Here is a 21,153-nt window from a genome sequence, read left to right as displayed (position 1 = left end):
ATGCATGTACTGTCAATGAAACTTATACCCGTGCATCTGCCAAAGCAAAACAGTTGGAGGAACAGCATCATCTCAACCGCGACTCTGGACTCGAGTTCAACAAAGCGGTTATATGAGAGCTGCTTTGGGAACAAGTCGTGCAGGTGCACCTTGACATAAAAGAGGTAATAATGCTTGAAGTTGCGGAAAGTATTGAAATGAAAGCAGATGAGTATTGTCATGATTTCCGACCGGCTCATAGTACATTTCCGATTGCGGTGCTTACGCCCGTCAGGCTCACAAATGGACATGCGGGCAATCTCTTTATCATATTCTTGGCAAAAATCATCGATAATACAGAAAATTTCAGTAATTTTGTCCTTGGTAATCTCCATAACTATAGTATCCTTTTACTTTATAACTAATTGATTTACAACCATAAAGGTACTAAAAATTATTGAGATTACCAACTTTTATAAAGACTTTCTTATCCCGAACTCAGGTTGTTAGGATACAAGCAGTTGGAACGAGCTATAAAGACGGACGCTATGGCATCTATTTTAAGAGCTAAAGATATTCAATCAGAGGCTCATAACTCTTGCTACATGAACAAAGCGTCAGTAATGCAGCCAATAATAGGATTGGTAGTTTTTTCATAATTCCGATAGTTATTTTGTTATACTTGCTTTATAACATTCACACTTTCTGTCGTCAAAATTAGTAAATATTGACATATCTGTCAAGTCCATAATAGTTCATTATTATAAAAAGTGGAGGGCAGAACCGAAATATTCATAAAAATTGTTTACCTTTACGCTTTAAAAAACGAAAAGCAAGAAAAAGAAGGGCTCGTTTCTGTTTTGATGCGTGATGCCCTTATAGAAGAAAAGAACTAAGAATGGTGAATTACATAGATACTTCTACACTGAAACATATCATCATGTCGGCTTGTGCCGGGATGTTGTGCGCCTGCTCGTCAGAGAACGGAGTCGACGACGTTCCTGTCACGCCGCCACCGCCACCCGAACCGGTGGAGCAGTTGCCGATACGCATCAGCAGCATGCCGGAGGCACGTGCCTTAGACAATGCCTTCGAGACGGGCGACAGGATAGGCGTGTTTGTGGTAAACCGCAATGCCGACGGTTCTGCGGTCGGACTGAAGACCCAAGGCAACTATATAGACAACAGCATGTATACCTTTCATGGCACTTGGACCTCAGCGGTGCAGGAATACTGGAAAGACGACATTACGCATGCCGACTTCTATATGTATTATCCATACACCGCCACGATAGCGAGTGTTGAGGCTCTGCCGTGGAGCGTGAAGACAGACCAAAGTGCAGGGGCAGACTACAAGGCAAGCGAACTGCTCATCGGCAAGACCCTTGATGTGGCGCCGAGCGAAGAAGCCGTGAACATCGGAGCCAAGCACATGATGGCGCAGGTCGTCATCACTCTGGCTGCCGGCAAGGGATTTACCGCAGCCTCGTTGGCGAAAGCAAATGTCAGCGTAAGGATAAACGATGTGAAGACGCAGGCTGTCGCCAATATAGCTTCCGGCATCGTGACAGCCACCGGCGACAAGAGCTATGTCATACCGATGAAAGACAACGACGGATACAAGGCGCTCGTAGTGCCGCAGACCCTGGACGACGGCTACTTGATAACGGTGACGGTAGACGGTACGGATTACCACCTGCCGAAGGACCCTAAGCTAAAAGCCTTTGAGCAGGGACACAGCTACCAGCTGACAGTGACATTGGGCAAGACAAACAGCGGCATAAATGCCAGCATCGTGAAATGGCAGGACGACGGCGTTGACTATGGCGGAGTAGCAGAACCGGAATAGAAAAAAGACAAATATGAAAAAGATAAGCAAGAACATCATCTTCTATATCATCACCATAGTGGCAGCAACGCTCAGCAGCTGCAGCGACAGCCTCTTTGAGGACGGTGGGCAGAACGATGGCGCCAATATCAGACTGGCGGCAGACATCGAGCAGCTCTCAGTGATGAGAGTGAACGACAGTGGCTTCTGCGACGGCGACATGATGGGCGTGTATGTGGTGGACTACGAGGGCGGCAAGCCCGGCACCTTGAAACCGAGCGGCAACCGTGGCGACAACGTGCGCTACACCTTCGATGAGTCTGCAAACAAGTGGACCGGTGCCTACGATCTGTATTGGAAAGACAAGCATACGCCAATAGACGTATATGGATATTATCCGTTTGCCGCACCCGAGAGCATCGATGACTATCAGTTTGAAGTGCAGAAAGACCAGAGCAAACCTTCTGCCGATGGCGAGATGGGCGGTTACGAGGCAAGCGACTTCCTTTGGGGAAAGGTAGCCGATGTGGCTCCTACCACCAGTGTGATACGCCTGCCGTTGTCACACCGCATGTCGAACGCCCGTGTCACACTGGTACAAGGTTCGGGCTTCACCGCCGAGGAATGGGCAAACACGGAGAAGATAGTGCTCGTGCCAAACGTGGCACGCAAGGCAAGCATCAACCTTGCAGAGGGCACTGTTAGCGTGGCGGGCGATGTGGAGAATACAGCCACGATACCGTCGCGCACCGGCAACGAGTGGCGCGCCATCGTGGTGCCGCAGACCGTATCCGCCGGAACGACGCTCTTCAGCATCACCATCGGCGGAACGCCATTCAAATTCTCCAAGCCAGCTGCCTTTGAATACAAGGCGGGCTATATGATGAACTTCAGTATCAAGGTGGACAAGCAGGAAGTCAGCGGCCAGTATAAGCTGACGCTTGTGTCGGCGAGCATCAGCGAATGGGAAAGCGACCTCGTAAGCCACAACGCCACGGCAAAGGAATATATCGTGGTGAATTCCACTCCCGGCAAACTGAAAGACGCCATCGCCGCCATTGGCAAGGACTATGAAAAAGTGAAGAATCTGAAGATTACCGGCGAGATAAACTCCGAGGACTTCTACTTCATGCGCGACCACATGCCGAAACTCTCAGCCCTGAATCTTAAAGAAGTGCGCATCAAGGCTTCTTGCAAACCAGGTGAGGGCGAAGAAGGATATGACGACCAGATACCGGGTAGCGCTTTCTATTCGGGAGAAGGAGACGGAAACGAATCGCTCAACCGTATTATTTTGCCAGACCACTTGAGGGCTATCGGTGGCAATGCTTTCTATGATTGCAGATATCTTACAGGTTCACTTGTCATACCAGAGGGCGTGACGGAAATCAGACGCGGTGCTTTCAATGGCTGCATCGGACTGAACGGTACGCTTTCTCTTCCATCTACCTTAAAGAAACTCGGCAATAACTGGAACAGTGATTCCGCTGATGAGAGTATTGACTATTATGGTGGAGTGTTCCAAGGTTGCTACAATCTGACAGGAAACCTCGTGTTGCCCAACAATCTTGAATTGATCAGAGGCTATTGTTTCTCAGGATGCTCTGGGCTTTACGGAGAACTACGACTGCCCGAGAAGCTGAAACATCTCGGAGTCTGTGCTTTTCAAGGATGCCACGGACTTACCGGTTCACTGACGATACCGCAAGGTATTTCAACAGTTCCTGCCGAAGCTTTCAATGAATGTGGCTTCAATGGTACGCTAACCCTGCATGATGGAACTACAAACATAGGCCGCACAGCTTTTAACAACTGTCACTTCAAGGGTGAATTGCGTCTACCCAGAAATCTGAAGGCAATCGCTGACCATGCCTTCTGCAACAATGATTTCTCCGGTGAACTGAAGTTGCCATCAGAAGTCACACATATTGGCAATTCCGCATTCGCCAACAACTGGCGCATCACAGGCATACTTAATCTCCCGGATGGTATTGAGAGCATCGGTGAAGATGCGTTCACAGGTTGCAAGATGCTTGAGGGTGTCATATTTCCTGAGTCTATGGAGACGATACGCCAGAGAGCATTCAACAACTGTTTCGGCATCGGTTCGATAGAATGCCGTGGCACTATGCCGCCCCGTATAGAAAGCGGTGCTTTTGATGGGGTTTCAAAGGAAAATTTCACCGTTGAGGTTCCGTCTTCCGCCGTAGCACATTATCAGGCGGCTCAGGGTTGGTGCGACTTCAAGCGCATCGCCGCCCACCACGAACTGACATGTAGCCCCTCTGTAGCTTGCGCCCTCAGTACGGAGCATAAGCAGACCGTCACCGTCAATGCCGAGGGCGAATGGGAGGTGGCAAGCAAGCCAGACTGGTGTGAGGTGTCGCCAATGAGCGGCAACAAGAAGACTAATGTTACAATCACCATCAAGGCAACGGCGAAAAGCTCCGGCAGCAAGCGCGACGGAAAGGTGGTGTTCCGGTTGAAAGACAAGGACTACACCCACGAATGCAGCGTTTCGCAGTATGGCTACCAGTATGGCGAGGACGAATGGGTGATGCTGCAGAAGGCGACACGCGGCAACCGTGGTGGCATCAACATCGTACTGCTTGGCGACGGTTATGACGCCAACGAAATTGCCTCTGGCGAATATCTGAAAGTGATGAATCAGGAGATGGAATATTTCTTCGGTATAGAGCCATACAAAACCTACCGCCAGTATTTTAACGTCTACACCGCCATGCCGCTGTCTACGGAGTCGGGCATCGGTTCGGTGAATACCATCCGCTACAACCGCTTCGGCACCACCTTTACAGGAGGCTCCGGACTGAAAGCCGAATACGACGAGATATTCTCTTACGCCCTGGGAGCACCCACCGTTACGAAAGACAACCTCTGTCAGACTCTCATCATCGTAGTGCCCAACTCCACCGACTATGGCGGCATAACGCAGATGTGGGCAGATGGGTCGGCAATCTCCTTCTGTCCGCTCAGCACCTACGGCTATCCTCTCAACTCCCGTGGCGTGGTGCAGCATGAGGCAGGCGGTCATGGCTTCGGAAAACTCGGTGAGGAAGCCATCTGTCACAACGCCTTCATCGACGCTTGCGGATGCAGCTGCTGCGGCCACGTAGACGAACTGAACACCGCCAAGAGCTATGGATGGTATGACAACCTCTCGCTGTCTGGCAAGATACATGGAGTGGGGTGGAGCCATCTCATAAGCGACAGCCGCTACAGTGATATCGTTGACGTGTATGAAGGCGGTTTCATGCACTCCCGCGGTGTCTACCGTTCGGAGCAGAACTCATGTATGAACAACGACATACCATATTACAACACGATAAGCCGCGAGAGCATCGTGAAGAGGATAAAGCGATATGCCGGAGAGACATTCTCGTTTGAAGATTTCGTGAAGCACGACAAGCGTGACGTCGGTGTGGCGCAAAGTCCAGCCAGGGTTTCAGCATGGGGTAGGGCATCGCAGCGGTCTGCCACCACCTATCAGCACAGACCCGTGATACGCAGGGGCAGTCCGCTGCGTATGGCGAAGGTGAGAAGACACAGATAATGACCATTGGATACAATTTTGATTAGAAGATGAAGATACATACTATTATATATATGGCATTGGTGCTGACCGTAGCCGGGATGACATCGTGCAGCCAGGACATCCTGCCTACGGATGAGCCGACAGATACAGAAAACATGGAGATGAAGCTGGTGATGAGCCATCCCGCCCAGAAGGTGGATGCTGCGGCAACGGATTTTGAGGAAGGCGACAAGGTGGGCATCTTCGTGACACAGGCAGACAAGCCACTGCAGCTGGGTGGCAACGTGGTGAACAACGAGGCAATGACATTCAGCGGCAACGGGTGGACGGCAGCCAGAACACTGTATTGGGACGATGGCACATACAATGTGTATGCCTACTATCCATATATCAACAGGCTGAGCAGCATCGAAGACCAGCCGTTCAGCGTCAGTCTCGACCAGACCACGGAGAAGACAGCCATAGCCCCCGGTGGTTATGAGGCGAGCGACCTGCTCCATGCCTCATGTAAGGGCGTGGCGGCATCCGACGAACCGGTGAACCTCATCTTCAGACATATCATGAGCAAACTCACGATAAGGCTGATAAAAGGTGAGGACTTTGAGGGCGAGATGCCAGTAAACGCCACCGTATATGTGCATAACACCGTGCCGGAGGCAACGATAGACCTTCAGGCAGGGGTGGCAACACGCAATGCGAAGGCTGTAAGGCAGACTATCACTGCACATCACGACGGCGACTACCTGTATTCTGCCATCATCGTGCCGCAGCGCATAGAGAACCGCATGCCGCTCATCGAAGTCGTCATGCACAACATGAGTTATCTGTATGAAAGCAAGTTCCAGTTCAAACCCGGCATGGAGCATCTCGTGAACCTGATTATCCCCAACAATCCCGACAATATAAGAATAGAGATAGGAGGGGACATAAAGGAATGGCAATAAAACACCTTATACCGTAAATGAAGAAGACTATCAGCATATTGTCCGCCTTTGCCATCTTGCTCTGTCTGTGGCTCGTGGCGTTGTGGCTGCCTGCTCTCACTGATGAAGGCAAGCCACAGAGCGAGACGAGGTATGGCGTGAGCGAGGGACTGGAATTGGTGGAACAGACATTTGCCGGAAAGGAAAAGAAATATGTCGTTGAGGACGACAGGGGAAACGTGGTGTTTGCAGTGCCCCTGCGTGGCTGCATCATCGATACCCGCTATCGCGGCGGCAGGCTCCGTTTCAGAGAAGAGGGCTCCAGGCGCGAAGGGTATATCGACCGCCAGGGCATCGTGACCTTCTTTGACGAGGGTAAGGCGAGTATCCCGGAACAGGTTGCCACAGGAACTACGGCACGGTTTGCCACCTCCGACGAGGCTTCTGCCCGACAGGAGTATGGCGAGGCATCCGGATCCTTGTCCGGCGGAGGTGCTTCAAAGCCGTCGGGAGCAGGGCGGAGAAGCCTGTCTATATCACAAGTGCCACTGAAGACCATAGCGAAAGATCATGCGTTCTTCAAGGAGGCATCGAAGATATTGCAGGGCAAGTTGACGGAGCAGGATGCCAAGCGGCGCCACACGATACTCAACTACTGTGAGCATCTGCGCTCTGCATACACTACAAAAGACATTGATTTCCTGCGCCAGGTGTTCAGCGACAAGGCACTGATTATCGTGGGCAATGTGGTGAAGACAGCCACGACAGACGGCAAGTGTATAGCAGAACCACGGGTGAGCTACGCCATCCACTCCAAGCAGCAATATATGGCACGCCTCACCAAGGTGTTTGCCTCAAACAGTAAGATTGACGTGAAGTTCTCCGGTTTCCGCATCCTTCGCCATCCCACGATGGACGGCATCTATGGCGTAACGCTGCGGCAGCGCTACAGCAGCGACCGCTACAGTGACGACGGGTATCTGTTCCTGTTGTGGGACTTCACAGACAAGTCGATGCCCGTGATTCATGTCCGCACCTGGCAGCCGGCATCCACTGTTGCCGATGGTGCTGACGTGATAAGCATACAGGATTTCAATCTGCAGTGACAAATGCGTCAGCAGAAATCCAGGACTATGAATATCCTCCCCAAATGGTTTGCTTACCGATTCGGGATAAAGAAGAATAATATAACGAGTTCACTATATATAATATATGAAAAGAACATCATCCTTTGGCAATGCCGGCAGACTGCTCTTTGTCGTCTGCTTATGGCTGCTTAGTGCAGGCAGTGCGCTCTCACAAGAATTCTCGGTGAGCAGTTTCCGTATCCTGCCCAACGACGTGAGTGCCTTTGTCAACAGCGTGCGCGACCTCAATGATGAGGCTTGTGCCCTGGTGAAGGTTGAGGCTCCGGCTGACTTTGCCTTTTCCACACCTTTGGGCATAGTGAAGCGCAAGGACGAGGTGGGCGAGATATGGCTTTATCTGCCGAAGGGAACCAAGATGATAACGCTGAAGCATCCGGATTGGGGCGTGCTTCGCGACTATAAGTTGGGGATGGCATTGGAGAGCCGCATGACCTATGAGATGAAACTGACTCTGCCGAAGCCCGCCGTTACGGAGCGCCACGACACCATCGTGCAGGTGAGGACAGTAGTAGATACCGTCACCGTGGCCAAGACCAGACCCAGATTGCCCTTGTGCCTATATGCCCTTGCCACCGTCAGCGCCCACGACAACGGACCGTCGTATGGAGTATTCTTTGCCATGATGCGTCGCCATGGATTCTTTGTTCATGCCAACACCGATTTCGGTAGTATAGGCACCACTCGCGGCAGTTGCTCAAAAGACGGCAGCATAGGCGGAGCAGCAGAGAAACCATATTATTCCGGCAATACAGCCAAAAGCCATTACACCGTAACCGCCGGAGCAGTACACTGTCTGACCAGGCACCTGTCTCTCTTCGAGGGCATTGGATATGGTCGCAGTGCCGTGGCATGGCAGTTGGCAGAGAGCGAGGGCGGCGGATATATGCAGAACAACGGACTTACCCATAAGGGAGTGGCAGGCGAGGCTGGTGCGCTCCTGTCGTTCGGTCGCATCGCCGTGTCGGCATCTGCCGTCACCATTGCCGGGAAGCAATGGCAGGGAAGTCTTGGTGTGGGTATAAAACTATGGAGGGATAAGAATGAGAAATGACAAATGCATACCAATAATATGGCGTAACGCCCGTCATATATCCTTGTGGCGAATTGCCAGTCAGCAGCTGTCGGCTCTTTGTTGCATGCTGCTTGTCGCTTGCCTCTTCTCGTGTGCCAGCGACAAACCCGACTATCTGGAGCCGCACATCGCCACGCTGCCAGCCACAGAAATTACACGTACGGAAGCCACGCTTAATGGTTCTGCCATGGTAGAAGGCGAGACGGAGATGCCGCAGCTGTGTTTCAGATACGGCATGACGGAGGAGATGAGTCAGACGATACCGGCTGCCGGCGGCAACACCCCGTCGGCTACGGCACGCATCACAGGACTCATCCCTGCCACCACTTATTATTATATGCTTGAGGGCTACAACGGAAGGACGACAGTAGAGGGAAACACGATGACCTTCACCACGCTGCCCAACGAGAAGCCATCGGTGAGCGAGGCAAGCATCGTCAGCCACGGACCGATGAGCGTGATTGTCAGTTATGAGATAACCGACGATGGCGGAGAGACAATAACGGAGACCGGATGCCTGTATGCCCTTTCCTCTGCTGCCGAAGACAGACAGAGAGTACAGCTCACAGACTGTCAGGAAGGCAAGGGACGGCAGACTCTCTTGATTTCCGACCTCAATCGTAATGCCACGTATCTGATATGGCCATACGCCAAGAGCCGGATGGGCGAAACCATAGGAACACCGATAACATTCACCACGGGTGATGCCGTAATGCTCGGTGAGGCGGGACAGCTGCGCTCGTTGTTGGGCAAGGGACTGTATACCTATACCAGACTCTCAATAGCGGGATCTTTGAATGGCGACGACCTGCGTTGTCTGAGAGAGATGATGGGCCGTGGACTTGATGATGCAGCGACGGCAGGCAGACTTTCTGATGCAGACCTGACAGATGCCAGGATAGTTGCAGGAGGCGACCCCTACGACGGTTCGAGATATGCCTCAGACAATGTCGTGGGACAAGGGTTGTTCGCCGGTTGTGAAAGTCTGGTGAAGATAGCCTTGCCTACTGGCACTACAACGATAGAGAAGGATGCCTTTGCCCGTTGCACAGCTCTCGAAGGCATCAGCATACCGGCATCGGCAGCATCCGTATTGCCGTCAAGCGGCTGTTCGGCATTGAGGAACATCAGCGTGTCGGGAGCCAACACCCATTATATCGGCAAGGACGGTGTGCTGCTCAATGCCGATGCCACACGCATCGTATGGTTCCCGATTGGCAAGAGCGGAAGCTATACATTGCCGCCTACTGTCACATCAATCGGCAACTACGCCTTCAGGGAGTGCAGCATAGAGACATTCACGTTTCCTGACAACATCACCACGCTTGGTACCGGCGTCTTCATTGACAGCAAGGTGAAGGAGGTGAAAATGCCGGGCGGTCTGCGCTTGGTGCCTACGGCAACCTTCCAGGGCTGCAAGCAGCTCCGTGTGGTGCGCCTTGGCAGCAAGACGGAGATGATTTCCGACTATGCCTTCTCCGACTGTCCGCTCACCGACATATATGTGGATGCCCAACTGCCGCCTGTATGCAATGCCAAGACTTTTGCTACCGAAGGAACAGGCATCTTTGGAACCTGCCGTGTGCATGTGCCCAAGGGAAGGGTGAACATCTACAAGGCGAGCGACGGTTGGAAATTATTCAAGAACATCATTACAGACTGATTATGACGACACCAGAAATAGAAGAACTGAAACTGCTCATTGAGGAGAAATACGGAAAGTCTCTGAGTACGACGACCGACTTTGAAGAGTTTTCACTCTATCTTAGAAAGAAGGCTGGAAAGAATATTTCGGCATCCACCATGAAGCGCCTGTACGGATATGTGGCTGACGACCACAAGCCGAGGATTTCCACTCTCGACCTGTTGGCGCAATACGCCGGACATGCCGACTACAAGGCTTTCGTGTTTTGGCTGAAGAGCAGCACGAAATACAACTCCTCTTTCTTCATGGCAGACCAGCTGACGAGCGGAGAACTGACCGTAGGCATGGAGATAATGATAGGGTGGAGCCCCAACCGCCTGATAACTCTGCGCTATATGGGAAACAGCATATATGAGGTGGTGGCATCGGCAAACAGCAAACTGCTTAGTGGCGACCGCTTCTGCACGGGATGTTTCATCAAGGGACAGCCGTTGCTGCTGCCGTATATAGACAGGAATGGCGAACATACCATGCCTTTCGTGGCTGGCCGCAACGGCGGACTCACCGTATTGAAGCTGAAAAAATAAACAGGCTGATTGCCGATATGGTATTACATTATGCAAGACGATTCAAAACAAATAACCGACGCTGCAGGTTCTCAGGACTGCGACTACACATCAGGCTTCACCGAGTCGATAGACAAGGAGATGGCTGCCGACCCTATGCCTGAAGAGAAGGGATTTGGCAACATCAAGGAGTGTTATGTTTCAAATTCCGGACCTACACGCCTGTTTGCAGCCACGAGGTATGGCAAACGCTACATGCTGAAATGTCTGAAAGAGGATTTCCTCCTCACTCCCATATATCAGCAGGCGATAGTGAAAGAGTTTGAAATCGGTCTGCAACTCGAACATCCGTACATCTGCCGCACCTTTGCCATGGAGCGCTTTGCCGGCATGGGCTATACCATTGTGATGGAACAGGTGGATGGCGACACGCTGCAGACGCTGATAGATGAAAAGAGACTCTCCTCAGAACTTGCCTTCAGAATAGTGTCGCAGATGATGGACGCATTGGATTATATGCACAGCAAGCAGATTGTACACCGCGACATAAAACCGGCGAACATCATGGTGACACACATGGGGAAGAACGTGAAGATAATAGACTTCGGACTTTCCGACAGCGACCTCTTCGGAGTGTTGAAGATGCCGGCAGGCACTTACAGATACCTTGCCCCGGAGCAGCTTCTGGAGGGTGCCGTAGCCGAACCCGGGGCTGACATATATTCTCTCGGTATGGTGATGGAGGATATGGCTGTGGCTACAGGCAGCAAGAAACTGCGCAGGATGTCGCGGATATGCACCGTGAAGGATGCCTCGCAGCGTCCCGACAGTATAGAAGCCTTGCGCAATCGCTTCATGAGGAGTCAACGTGACCTCCGCATCATCTCCTTCCTCATTGCTCTCGTGGCAGCGCTTGTCTGCATGCTCTCGGTATCGCTCTTCATGCGCAGTCACGATGCCGATAAAGAGAACGACACTGTAAGTCAGCCAAGCGGCTGCAAGGCAAACCGCCAGGATGACAACAGTGTCATCGACTATAATCTATGGGACAGGTGATGAGGATTACCCCAAATCGTTCATTAGGGCGTTAGGCGTTTATTCCCCGTTGAGACACTCTCCCGTTTCGTAGCTCTTCGTCATGTCTTTCAATATTGCAATCATCTTCTGCCGCAGGTTTTCCGGCTTCAATACCATGATGTTGCGTCCGTGCCACAGCAGTTCCTGCAGGAAGTCGCGGGTGGGGCGCACACGGAGCGTGTATTCACGATACGCACCGTCGGCATACTCGCCGACCTTCTCCTGACTGTCGTGCAGCGGCACCTCCTCTATATAGTTGTACTCCGGATAGAATACACGTATGCGCACCTTCTCTATCGGTTCCTCCTCCATACGCATGATGCCGAAACAACCGTCGAAGTAGTTTTCGGGGTTGAGCTGCCGCTTTATCTTTGCCGGCAGAGGATGCTTCTTGCATACTGTCTCCATGAAGGTTATGCGGTCGAACGGCAGACAGCGCACCTCTTCTTTCTCGTTCACTCCAATGACATACCAGCGCTGCTTGAATAACCTCACGAAAGTAGGCTGCAAGGCAAAGTCCTTCTCCACGCCGAATGGCGTGGCGTAGTGGAATTTTAGCAGATACTGCTTGTCTATAGCAGAGAGTATGTCTTCGAGGTATTCGGAGTTGTGGGGTGGTGACTCGAGCATCACCTTGTTGTGGTATTGCAGCATGTCGTGCAGCGATGCCAGTCGCAAGGCACTGAGCATCCACTCCGTTATCTCGTCACACTCCACGGGGTCTTTCTTCAAGTAATAGCGATAGCCGTCAGCCTTGCCGCCACATTCCACCATGATGCCAAGCTGCGACTCTATACACTTGCGGTAGCGGTGGAACGTGCGCAGCGGCAGCTCCTCCCTGTAAACATTAGCCGTAGCATCCATCCAGGCATCGGCAATCTCAGCAAATGTCATAGGCCGGCGACTAAGCTGCGTTATCAGCCAGCTATAGAATTTCACTCTGTTGTTCATATCGTCTCCTTTATCCCAAGAATTCCGTTATCACCCTATGCCAGTAGTCCCACGAATAGCCCACCGACGGATGGTTCACAGCCATCACCTTCACCCGTCTGCCGCTTGCCAGGGTATAAGTCCCTGTTGCCACGCTATAGCCATCCACGATGATGTCCCTGCCATCGGTCCAGCGCTCGCCGGGAAGCTTGTCCCACAGGCGGTTGCCCCATGCGATGAGATATTCTGGCTGGTATTTTTCCATCATGCAGAACAGTGCCTCACCTGCTTGGCGGTATTGCGCAGAAGTACCAGCCTCACGCGGACCTCCCATTGCCACTTGCAGATAGTTGTAGAACACCACCGACTGCCATATCCTCTGTCTCAATGCCTGGTCGGTCTCCTTGCCCACGAGCGAGCGCTCGAACTTCAGCAGCGTCTGCATCCATCTCTGCCGCTCCACTCTGTCGTCGAGATATTGCTTCACTACACCATTGGTGAACTCCATACACTCCCGATGACGAAGGCAGTCGCCGCAGTCGGCGCAGCCCTCATCACAGTAGTGGCTCTCGCCAAGCACCATTATGCGCTTGCCGAAGAGTCCTCCGTCGGCGTATGACGAGCCGACGAAGGGACGAAAGAATAATCCGTCGTTCATATATTATTGTTTTTCAGTGTTGTTCATTTTTTCATCCAATGTCTTCCAGATCTCCTTATAGATGTATTTGTTAGAACTGAAAAACAAACCGGAAGAAGGTCGGGTGTGCCAACTGCCGCATTCAGGGCATTTTACCGGGGCGGTGAACGCCGTGGCGCAATACTCAAAGTCCATTCCCTTGAATTTATGTCCGCAGTCATCGCAGACAAATTTTGTCATTCCTCTAAACATAAGCTATTCCTTTCGTGTTTGGACTATAGCCCCCAATCGCCCCGTCTGCTTGTGGATATTGCATTCCTGATGACCGATTCGGGTTTGGCAGGACAAAGGTATTGATAAGTTGCGACCCCTACAAGTCCATAATGGTTCATGGATTGCAGATACACTTCAATTTCTCTGTCTTCCCTATAGTCGTCATGTTATTATTTTTGTTTTACGGTTGCAAAGATACTACGAAGCTGTGCCAAATAGTGGCATGGCAGATAAAAAAAGAAACTTTGTTCCCGAATTTATCTTGTATAAAAGATAAAACCACACCACTGGAAAATGGTCGCCAATCATTGAAAAATGGGCACGGTGCTTGCCCATGTTGGGCACGGTGCTTGCCCCAAGTGGGTAACGTGCTTGCCCCGGTTGGGCACGATTTGTGCCCATTTTAGAGATGTTTAGAATGATTAGAATAACAAGTGGAAAAAAGCTATTGCAGCTCTTACTACCCAATAAATCAAGAAACATACAATGGCTATAAGCACTGCCGTGGCAAATGCTTTCTTTCGCACTTTGCTGATAATCTCCTTATCATCCTCGATATAGCCCGTAATCAGCTTCAGGTTCTCTACATACGAGCGCTTGAATATATCAAACACATTACCGATAACCGGTATGGCTCCAAGCATGACATCTATCAGAATGTTGTATATGACAGCCAAGGTCAGCGGAATAGACTTCACTACACAGAGGCTATAGTATATGAACGGGAAGGCAAGCAAACTTGATATCGTGTCTCCGACACCTCCCGGAATCAGTCCGATGAGTGGATCAAGATAGTATTTATCCATATACTTTGCCGTTTTCACCATCATGCGGTAAGACGAGCGGTTCATCATCTGCTCGCGTTTAGCCTGCTTTTTTTCCACTCGCTCTTGCTCCTTGGCAAGAGCCGCATTGCGTTTGAGGTCTTCTCTCTCGAAATTCATTCCCAGATCACTCTGGGCTTGTTGTCTTCTTGAACTTTCCATTATAATTCGATTTGTTTGTTTCCGTTCATAAAATCAGTGAAGTCTTCCATGCTCAGTGAGTATCCGCTGAGGTCAGACAGCATCTCCATAGCCTGTCTGCGTTCTTCCTCGTTGTCTGCCAGATTGATACGCGTGAAGATCTTGCGCAGGTAAGCGCTCTTGTCATCAATCTTGTCCAGATACCCCTTGAAAGTCTTCGTGTATTCTCTCAACTGTTCGTCGTATGCGGCAGCCGCAATCCTTCCGTTCAGCTGCTGGAGCTTGAGTCTCGCCACACTGTCAAACAGGGCGATGCCTTGCTGCAACGTCTTTTCAGCCTTTGCCTCCACCATATCCAGCTCCTCTTCGGTATATGCCGGTGTCTTGGCTTTTTGCTGCGGTTGTGTGCCTTGCAGTTTCTTGTTGTTCTCGCCGGCCAGCTCCGCAACATCATCAAGCAGACGGTTTGTCATGCGTCGGTCTACATGCAGATTGTCTGCCAATACATTCGTAAACTCCGTCAGGTTCTCCTCGATGTCAGCCGGCAGCTTGGTGGTTTCCTTGAAGTCAGAAATCTCCACAGTGCGGAGCAGTTTGTCGTCGAGTTTGCTCTCGGCAATCTCCCGTCCCAGCTTCAGCATCGCCACCACATCTCTGAGATACTTCAGAGTCTTGATCTTCAGGTTGTCGGAGCTGACAATCCTGCTCCTTATATCTCTCGACACGGCATCCAGCCTTCCTGACAGTCTTGAATGCTCGCTCTTCACCATATCCACCGCTTCCTGATGCGACAGGAGTTCCTCCTTGTCGAGCTTCAGGTCCACCAGCATGTTGTCATACTCCCTGATAAGCGGAACGCAAGCGGCATCCCATTCAGAATAATTGCGGTAGTAGTTGCGGTTGGCGTTGCCGAATGTCAGCCAGTTCACCAGAAAGAAAGGCTTCGACGGTTTGCGGCTTTTGGCTTTCTGATAGCTTGGACGTTTGGATTCCAGCATGGTGGTGAGTTCTGCTACCATCGATTTATAGACATCGATGTTCTGCAGATGGTCGTTCATCTCCACTTCGATGGATTTTATTTGCCTGAGCAAAGCCTGACGCTCCTCCTCGAGCGGCCTCACGTTGGCGTCTCCATACAGCGTGTCTGTCATCGACTTGAAATCGGAATCCATCAATCTGGATGCAAAGCGCAGATATACATTCGCCTTCGGTATCACGATATCGTTGAGCGTCTTGTATATCACGAGCAGTCGTGACATGTCAGCCTTTATGCGAGTGGCGTCGTGCTTCACGCTGGTCTGCATCACCTGCAGGTCGCCGCGCAGCTGGTTGGTATCTTCGCTCGCAACCATATAGTGGTTGAGCATCCCCAGTCCCGCCATGGCGAGTCCCAGTGTCTTGTTGCTGTTTGCAGTAGATTTGTAAGCGTTCATGGATTCTTGCAGCGAGGTGCGGAAACTCTCTGAAATCCTGGAAATCAGAAAGCCGCATTTCTCCTGAATCCTGTTGTATTCCAACTCGATTTCCTTGAGCATATTGTCCACATCAAGCCATTCAATCCGGTTGAAGTCGAACAGTTCTGGCGACACCATCTTGATAGAGTCGCCATAGATGTCGATGAGTCTCATGGCGTATTCGCGGTAAGTGGCTTCAATGTCGCTGCGCAGCGAAGTGAAGTCGCTGATGTTGTCGCGCACGTTGTCTTCGGCATATCTGTAAGCCTCTACCAGCTTCGTGTATCTGTCGAATATGGCAGACGCCTTGCTCCTCACCTCTTTGGCTCCACTCGTGCCGGTCAGCACATCTGTCATTTTTGATGCCCCCTGAACCATGGCAGTCTCAAGGTTTTGCAACACCATGTGCTGCAACGTGTCGAAAGAGTTTGCCGTAACCTGCAGTTCGTTCTCTGCAATCGCCAGGGCATCGTCCATACGTCCCTGTTCAAGACAGTTGTTCAACTTGTAGTCAGCAACGAGTGTAGTGCGTGAATTGTTGGTCACGAAAGCGATGCTGATGTTACTGTCGTTTTTGTAGAAGCTATAGGCTCCAAATACCAGACTTTCCACTTCAGAAGAGTCGCTCTTTACGCCATACTTCTTCAGCTCAAATGCCAAGTCTGCCCTCAGAAAAGTCTTGTTGTCTCTGCACAGCTCGTCGGCAATCGACTTTATCACTTTGTAGATTTCTTGATTTCCCATATCTGTTTGGATTTAGACCATTTACCCCAATAACGGTCATTATGCCCTCTGATGCAGTGCAGTTTATAACTGCTTGTCCTAATGGCCGGCTCTGGCTTTCGAAAGATAAAGGTATTGATAAGTTGCGAACTCTACAAGTCCATAATGGTTCAATGGTTGCAACCGACTTCCTTATTCTTCATCTTTCGTATAGTCGTTATATTATTATTGTACTTTACGGGTGCAAAGTTACTGCGTCGCTATGCCAAATAGTGACATTGCTGGAAAAATAATTACCCCATGTTTCGAATGTTTATGATATGTTGTCGGTAGACGAATAGACAAGTAAACGAGCCGATATGCATTATTTGTCGGAATTGAGCAAGAAAGGTATGGATTATTTGTCGGAATTGAGCAAAAACAGTAGGGATTATTTGTCGGAATAAAGCAAAATCTTTATCTTTGTGCTTGATAATCAAGTACTTTTCGTTATGCAGGAATATATTCAGAGAAACATAGACGTAGAACTGTTGGAATGGAAGAATAATCCGATGAGGAAACCACTTCTGCTTAGAGGTGCCCGACAAGTAGGTAAATCGTCGGCAGTAAGACATTTTGGAAAAGAATTCAAGTATTTCGCTGAGGTAAACTTTGAACGTCACAAAGCCGTCAAGAAATTTTTCCAGGGAGATATAGACATACGCTTAATTGCGCAAAAGATAGCAAAATATATCAATGTCCCAATAGAAGAGGGCGAAACTCTTCTGTTTCTTGACGAGATACAGGAGTGTCCGGAAGCCATCATGGCATTGCGCTTTTTCAAAGAAGACTACCCAGGGTTGCATGTCATTGCGGCTGGTTCCCTTCTGGAGTTCACGCTTCAAGAACTACCTACTTATGGCGTGGGACGCATACACACTTTGTTTTTGTATCCTATGACGTTTGATGAGTTTCTGAAAGCGAATGATGAAAATGGACTGATAGACATGAAAGGGCAAGCTGACAGCCGACACCCTTTGGATGATGCTTTTCATGAAAAACTCGTAGAATATTTCCGTATATACCTTTTGGTTGGCGGAATGCCTGAGGCTGTGCTGGCATGGATCAAGACTCACGATTTCAACCAATGCAGCCGTGTTCAAGAGGATATTATTCTGACATACGATGACGACTTCAGCAAATACAAGAAAAGGGTCTCTCCCGATTTGCTGAGAACGACAATGCGTGGCATCTGCCATCAGCCAGGAGAGAAGATTACATTCAAACAAATCTCCGCAGACTACAGAAGTTCACAAATCAGAGAGGCTGTCCGGCTGCTGACGCTTGCCGGACTAACCACTCCTGTCGTCGCCACCTCTGGAAATGGTATTCCGCTTGATGCAGAGGCGAACGAAAAAAACATGAAGATTCTGTTTCTTGATTCGGGACTCCTTCTTACGGTTTTGCAGCTTGAAGGAAATCTTGCGCAGCATCTTATAGAGCAGATCATGACTGGCAATCCTCAAGAACTTGTCAACAAAGGTGGTTTGGTCGAGATGGTGGCTGGTCTTGAAATCTTGCGAAATAAACCATGCGTGCAGCGACAACGGATGTTCTATTGGGAGAAAAGTGGGAATAGCATTGCTGAAATAGACTATCTCGATATCTTTAATCTCAAAGTCACCCCGATAGAGATAAAGTCTGGCACGCAGGGTGGCATGAAGAGTCTATGGCTATTCATGAGAGAGAAACATCTTACAGAGGCAATCCGCTGCTCATTCGAGAATTTCGGAGAATTCTGCTACACCGACTCTCAAGCTGACAATGCCGTGCGTCATATAACCATTGTTCCGCTATATGCATTGGAGAATCTGCAGAAGATGAAATAGGGGAAGGTGTGGCTGCAAGAAACATTTTCGAACAAAAATATGTTAGTTGACAAGGATTATTCGTACAAATAATGTATCTTCGCAGAAATAAGGCATAAACAAGGCAAATAGGAGGCGCTGATATGACAGACAAAAGATTCAGGAGATTGCCGGTTGGCATTCAGTCGTTCAAGGTTATCAGGGAGGAAAACTATCTCTACGTGGACAAGAGCGATATCGTATGGAACATGGTAAACTTGGGAGAAAAGTATAATTACTTGAACCGCCCTCGTCGGTTCGGCAAGTCCGTGCTTGTCGATACGCTGGAGTCGTACCTTGAAGGAAGAAAAGACCTGTTTGAAGGACTGAAGATTATGCAGCTGGAGAAAGACTGGAAGCAGTATCCTGTCATACGTCTCGACATGAGCCGTGGAGGTGCCAACGAAGACACTCTGCGCTCTTACCTGAACCTGCGCTTCAAGGATTATGAGGAGAAATACAACATTACTCCAGATCCAACTGCCATGCTTGCCGATCGTTTCCACGCCATTATAGCCACGGCATATAAGCAAACCGGGCTGAGAGTAGCGGTTCTCATAGACGAATACGACTCTCCATTGCAACATTCATGGAGAACACCCGAGCATGAAAAATGTACTGGAGTATACCGTGAAGTTTTTGCTATACTAAAGGCGGACGACGAGTACGAACAATTCGTATTCATCACCGGCATCACCAAGCTCACACAGATATCCCTCTTCTCTGTCCTCAACAATCTGTCCAACATCAGCTTCATGCCAGAATACGCAGCAATCTGCGGCATTACCGAGGAGGAAATAAAAGAGAACTTTATGCCAGAACTCAAACAGATGAGCGAAGCAAACGGTTGGTCTGTACAGGAAACCCACGACAGATTGAAAGCTTATTACGACGGGTATCACTTCAGTCGTCGCAATATGGTGGATGTTTACAATCCATACAGCCTCGTCAATGCGCTGAAATCAAAAGAAATAATTAACTTCTGGGCTTCCTCAGGAGCAACATCACTTCTCCCAAAGTTTGTTGACAACATAGAACTTCGTCTCGGCAGCTATGAGAACATCCGCATCATGCGAAACACCATAGAAATGTCTGACGTAACTGGAGGCGGTGCTGAACTGTTCCTGTATCAGTCGGGCTACTTGACCATCAAGAATTCTGATGAGTTTGGCTATATCTTAGGATTCCCGAATGAAGAGGTAAAGCAAGCCCTCTACGAAATGGTTCTCCCAGCCCTGACCTTACGGGCAAAAAGTAATATCCAATCCATACAGGCCAATCTGTATGCCCAGTTGGGCACCGGGCAGATAGACGAAGCCATGAAATCTTTGAAGGCCCTCATCGCCGACGTCCCATACAGCAACAAGAAGCTCGCTTCTATGGATATGGAGGAACGTTACCGTCTCATCATCAGCACCATACTCAATGCCATTGGCTTGAATGTAGAGGTTGAAAAGATGATTTCAACCGGCAGAATCGACATGACGGTGAAGACCTCACGCTACATCTATGTCATTGAACTGAAACTACATAACAACGGCGGAAAGGAAGCTGCTACCGAACAAATCCTCAACCGTCAATATATGGAACCTTTCAAGGCCGACAAGCGCCAAGTCATAGGTTTGGGCATTGAACTTGATGGAGAAGGAAAGGGCCTCTTAGGCTGGAAGAGAGCGGAATGAATGCAAAAAAAAACATGGATTTTTTACCCAAATCGTTGTTGTAGAATTAGATTTGGGTAAATAATCGCCGTTTTTGGGTTAAAGGGCTTTAAGTATAGACCAAAACGGTATTACAGCAAAGCGATGTCTGCTTCGATGCTCTCTGGAGTAAAGCGGATGTCCTTCAGCGCCACCTTTTCAAACACCTTCTGCAGCTTGTCGATATCGCCAAGACGAAGTTTTACTATGTTGCCAGGCATCTGTTCTACAAAGCCTGCTTTCTCCGGCACAAGCTTCTTAGCATAAGAGATGGCTGGCGACACAAGCAGTTCGATACCCATTTTTCCGTCATACGACAAGAACAAATCCGTGCCCTCAATCCCCTTCACGATAATGTTTATAATTACATTCTTCGTAAAGCCCAACACCTTTATAGGAACAGAGACCGACATCGTATCTCCATCCACATACCCCACATTCACAGTCTTGTGAAAATGACCAGCCACATAATCCTGCAGCTCAGCATAAGTAATTGATAGTTTCATATTATCTCGGTTATTTAGTTGTTTTTTTTACTTTTTTTGTTTTTTTCCATAAGTTTCGGAAGAATTCTTTGCATCCCCCCTTGAGTAGATCAAACAATAACAATCCAGAAATACGAGTGTTCAAACTGCCACACTTTGGACATTTCACAGGAACCGATGCCGACGTACAATTCAACTCCATGTCAATTCCAATGAATTCATGTCCACATTCGCTACATTTATATTTATATATTCCTCTATCCATCGTATGATACGATTTATGTGTTATTAATGTTATATATATAGGTA

16 protein-coding genes and 1 pseudogene are annotated in these 21,153 nt (G+C 49.6%); 10 read left to right on the top strand and 7 right to left on the bottom strand.

Annotated features, from left to right (window positions below; all coding sequences use genetic code 11):
- Positions 1-374, bottom strand: a pseudogene (locus ST42_RS14170) (IS982 family transposase); the annotation flags it as partial.
- Positions 375-877: 503 nt separating this feature from the next.
- On the opposite strand from ST42_RS14170, the gene ST42_RS00470 reads away from it, so the two are divergent.
- The 8 genes from ST42_RS00470 to ST42_RS00435 all read left to right on the top strand — a co-directional run bounded on the left by ST42_RS00470 (position 878) and on the right by ST42_RS00435 (position 11,770).
- On the top strand, positions 878-1,828 hold the full coding sequence (locus tag ST42_RS00470; RefSeq protein ID WP_082028536.1) for a fimbrillin family protein: 951 nt from the start codon (positions 878-880) through the stop codon (positions 1,826-1,828).
- Between the two features lie 13 nt (positions 1,829-1,841).
- On the top strand, positions 1,842-5,378 hold the full coding sequence (locus tag ST42_RS00465) for a fimbrillin family protein (protein WP_044071854.1): 3,537 nt from the start codon (positions 1,842-1,844) through the stop codon (positions 5,376-5,378).
- 29 nt (positions 5,379-5,407) lie between these two features.
- Complete coding sequence (locus ST42_RS00460) at positions 5,408-6,304, top strand: fimbrillin family protein (RefSeq protein WP_044071853.1); 897 nt, start codon at positions 5,408-5,410, stop codon at positions 6,302-6,304.
- 17 nt (positions 6,305-6,321) lie between these two features.
- Complete coding sequence (locus tag ST42_RS13020) at positions 6,322-7,389, top strand: L,D-transpeptidase Cds6 family protein (protein ID WP_052484573.1); 1,068 nt, start codon at positions 6,322-6,324, stop codon at positions 7,387-7,389.
- A 106-nt stretch (positions 7,390-7,495) separates the two neighbouring features.
- Positions 7,496-8,482: a hypothetical protein gene (locus ST42_RS00450; protein WP_044071851.1), complete on the top strand. Its 987-nt coding sequence runs from the start codon at positions 7,496-7,498 to the stop codon at positions 8,480-8,482.
- Complete coding sequence (locus ST42_RS00445; RefSeq protein WP_082028535.1) at positions 8,472-10,166, top strand: leucine-rich repeat domain-containing protein; 1,695 nt, start codon at positions 8,472-8,474, stop codon at positions 10,164-10,166. Before ST42_RS00450 ends, ST42_RS00445 begins: the two co-directional genes overlap by 11 nt.
- Before the next feature lie 2 nt (positions 10,167-10,168).
- Complete coding sequence (locus ST42_RS00440) at positions 10,169-10,735, top strand: hypothetical protein (protein WP_044065803.1); 567 nt, start codon at positions 10,169-10,171, stop codon at positions 10,733-10,735.
- 30 nt (positions 10,736-10,765) lie between these two features.
- Positions 10,766-11,770: a serine/threonine protein kinase gene (locus tag ST42_RS00435; RefSeq protein WP_044071849.1), complete on the top strand. Its 1,005-nt coding sequence runs from the start codon at positions 10,766-10,768 to the stop codon at positions 11,768-11,770.
- A 39-nt stretch (positions 11,771-11,809) separates the two neighbouring features.
- On the opposite strand, the gene ST42_RS00430 is transcribed toward ST42_RS00435, so the two are convergent.
- From ST42_RS00430 to ST42_RS00415, 5 genes are all read right to left on the bottom strand, one after another.
- Entirely contained in the window at positions 11,810-12,742 is a 933-nt protein-coding gene (locus ST42_RS00430; protein WP_044065805.1) for a helix-turn-helix transcriptional regulator, read from the bottom strand.
- A 10-nt stretch (positions 12,743-12,752) separates the two neighbouring features.
- The gene (locus tag ST42_RS00425) at positions 12,753-13,379 is read right to left on the bottom strand and encodes a hypothetical protein (RefSeq protein WP_044071848.1); all 627 of its coding nucleotides are present in this window, start codon (positions 13,377-13,379) and stop codon (positions 12,753-12,755) included.
- A gap of 3 nt (positions 13,380-13,382) precedes the next feature.
- Positions 13,383-13,598, bottom strand: coding sequence for a hypothetical protein (locus ST42_RS13715; protein ID WP_156139264.1), 216 nt, complete (start codon positions 13,596-13,598; stop codon positions 13,383-13,385).
- A gap of 455 nt (positions 13,599-14,053) precedes the next feature.
- Entirely contained in the window at positions 14,054-14,617 is a 564-nt protein-coding gene (locus ST42_RS00420; RefSeq protein WP_052488168.1) for a DUF4112 domain-containing protein, read from the bottom strand.
- Positions 14,617-16,794: a hypothetical protein gene (locus ST42_RS00415; RefSeq protein ID WP_044071847.1), complete on the bottom strand. Its 2,178-nt coding sequence runs from the start codon at positions 16,792-16,794 to the stop codon at positions 14,617-14,619. Before ST42_RS00415 ends, ST42_RS00420 begins: the two co-directional genes overlap by 1 nt.
- A 530-nt stretch (positions 16,795-17,324) precedes the next feature.
- Here ST42_RS00415 and ST42_RS00410 point away from each other — a divergent pair.
- Together ST42_RS00410 and ST42_RS00405 are read left to right on the top strand one after the other, a co-directional pair.
- A complete protein-coding gene (locus ST42_RS00410; protein ID WP_231556845.1) occupies positions 17,325-18,641 on the top strand; it encodes an ATP-binding protein in 1,317 nt (438 codons plus the stop codon).
- 122 nt (positions 18,642-18,763) lie between these two features.
- On the top strand, positions 18,764-20,341 hold the full coding sequence (locus tag ST42_RS00405) for an AAA family ATPase (protein WP_044071843.1): 1,578 nt from the start codon (positions 18,764-18,766) through the stop codon (positions 20,339-20,341).
- Between the two features lie 110 nt (positions 20,342-20,451).
- Here the strand turns inward: ST42_RS00405 and ST42_RS00400 are convergent, their stop codons facing one another.
- Positions 20,452-20,865, bottom strand: a complete 414-nt coding sequence (locus tag ST42_RS00400; protein ID WP_044071842.1) for a hypothetical protein — start codon at positions 20,863-20,865, stop codon at positions 20,452-20,454.
- Positions 20,866-21,153 lie beyond the last annotated feature (288 nt).

The organism is Prevotella pectinovora (genome assembly GCF_000834015.1).
Taxonomy (GTDB): Bacteria; Bacteroidota; Bacteroidia; order Bacteroidales; family Bacteroidaceae; genus Prevotella; species Prevotella pectinovora.
Note: the sequence above shows the minus strand (reverse complement) of the source record. Positions and strands in the feature narration are given on the sequence as shown.

Coding starts and splice junctions, on each gene's coding strand:
- ST42_RS00470 (WP_082028536.1), top strand. CDS start 878: ATGGTGAATTACATAGATACTTCTACACTGAAACATATCATCATGTCG.
- ST42_RS00465 (WP_044071854.1), top strand. CDS start 1,842: ATGAAAAAGATAAGCAAGAACATCATCTTCTATATCATCACCATAGTG.
- ST42_RS00460 (WP_044071853.1), top strand. CDS start 5,408: ATGAAGATACATACTATTATATATATGGCATTGGTGCTGACCGTAGCC.
- ST42_RS13020 (WP_052484573.1), top strand. CDS start 6,322: ATGAAGAAGACTATCAGCATATTGTCCGCCTTTGCCATCTTGCTCTGT.
- ST42_RS00450 (WP_044071851.1), top strand. CDS start 7,496: ATGAAAAGAACATCATCCTTTGGCAATGCCGGCAGACTGCTCTTTGTC.
- ST42_RS00445 (WP_082028535.1), top strand. CDS start 8,472: ATGAGAAATGACAAATGCATACCAATAATATGGCGTAACGCCCGTCAT.
- ST42_RS00440 (WP_044065803.1), top strand. CDS start 10,169: ATGACGACACCAGAAATAGAAGAACTGAAACTGCTCATTGAGGAGAAA.
- ST42_RS00435 (WP_044071849.1), top strand. CDS start 10,766: ATGCAAGACGATTCAAAACAAATAACCGACGCTGCAGGTTCTCAGGAC.
- ST42_RS00430 (WP_044065805.1), bottom strand. CDS start 12,742: ATGAACAACAGAGTGAAATTCTATAGCTGGCTGATAACGCAGCTTAGT.
- ST42_RS00425 (WP_044071848.1), bottom strand. CDS start 13,379: ATGAACGACGGATTATTCTTTCGTCCCTTCGTCGGCTCGTCATACGCC.
- ST42_RS13715 (WP_156139264.1), bottom strand. CDS start 13,598: ATGACAAAATTTGTCTGCGATGACTGCGGACATAAATTCAAGGGAATG.
- ST42_RS00420 (WP_052488168.1), bottom strand. CDS start 14,617: ATGGAAAGTTCAAGAAGACAACAAGCCCAGAGTGATCTGGGAATGAAT.
- ST42_RS00415 (WP_044071847.1), bottom strand. CDS start 16,794: ATGGGAAATCAAGAAATCTACAAAGTGATAAAGTCGATTGCCGACGAG.
- ST42_RS00410 (WP_231556845.1), top strand. CDS start 17,325: ATGAGGAAACCACTTCTGCTTAGAGGTGCCCGACAAGTAGGTAAATCG.
- ST42_RS00405 (WP_044071843.1), top strand. CDS start 18,764: ATGACAGACAAAAGATTCAGGAGATTGCCGGTTGGCATTCAGTCGTTC.
- ST42_RS00400 (WP_044071842.1), bottom strand. CDS start 20,865: ATGAAACTATCAATTACTTATGCTGAGCTGCAGGATTATGTGGCTGGT.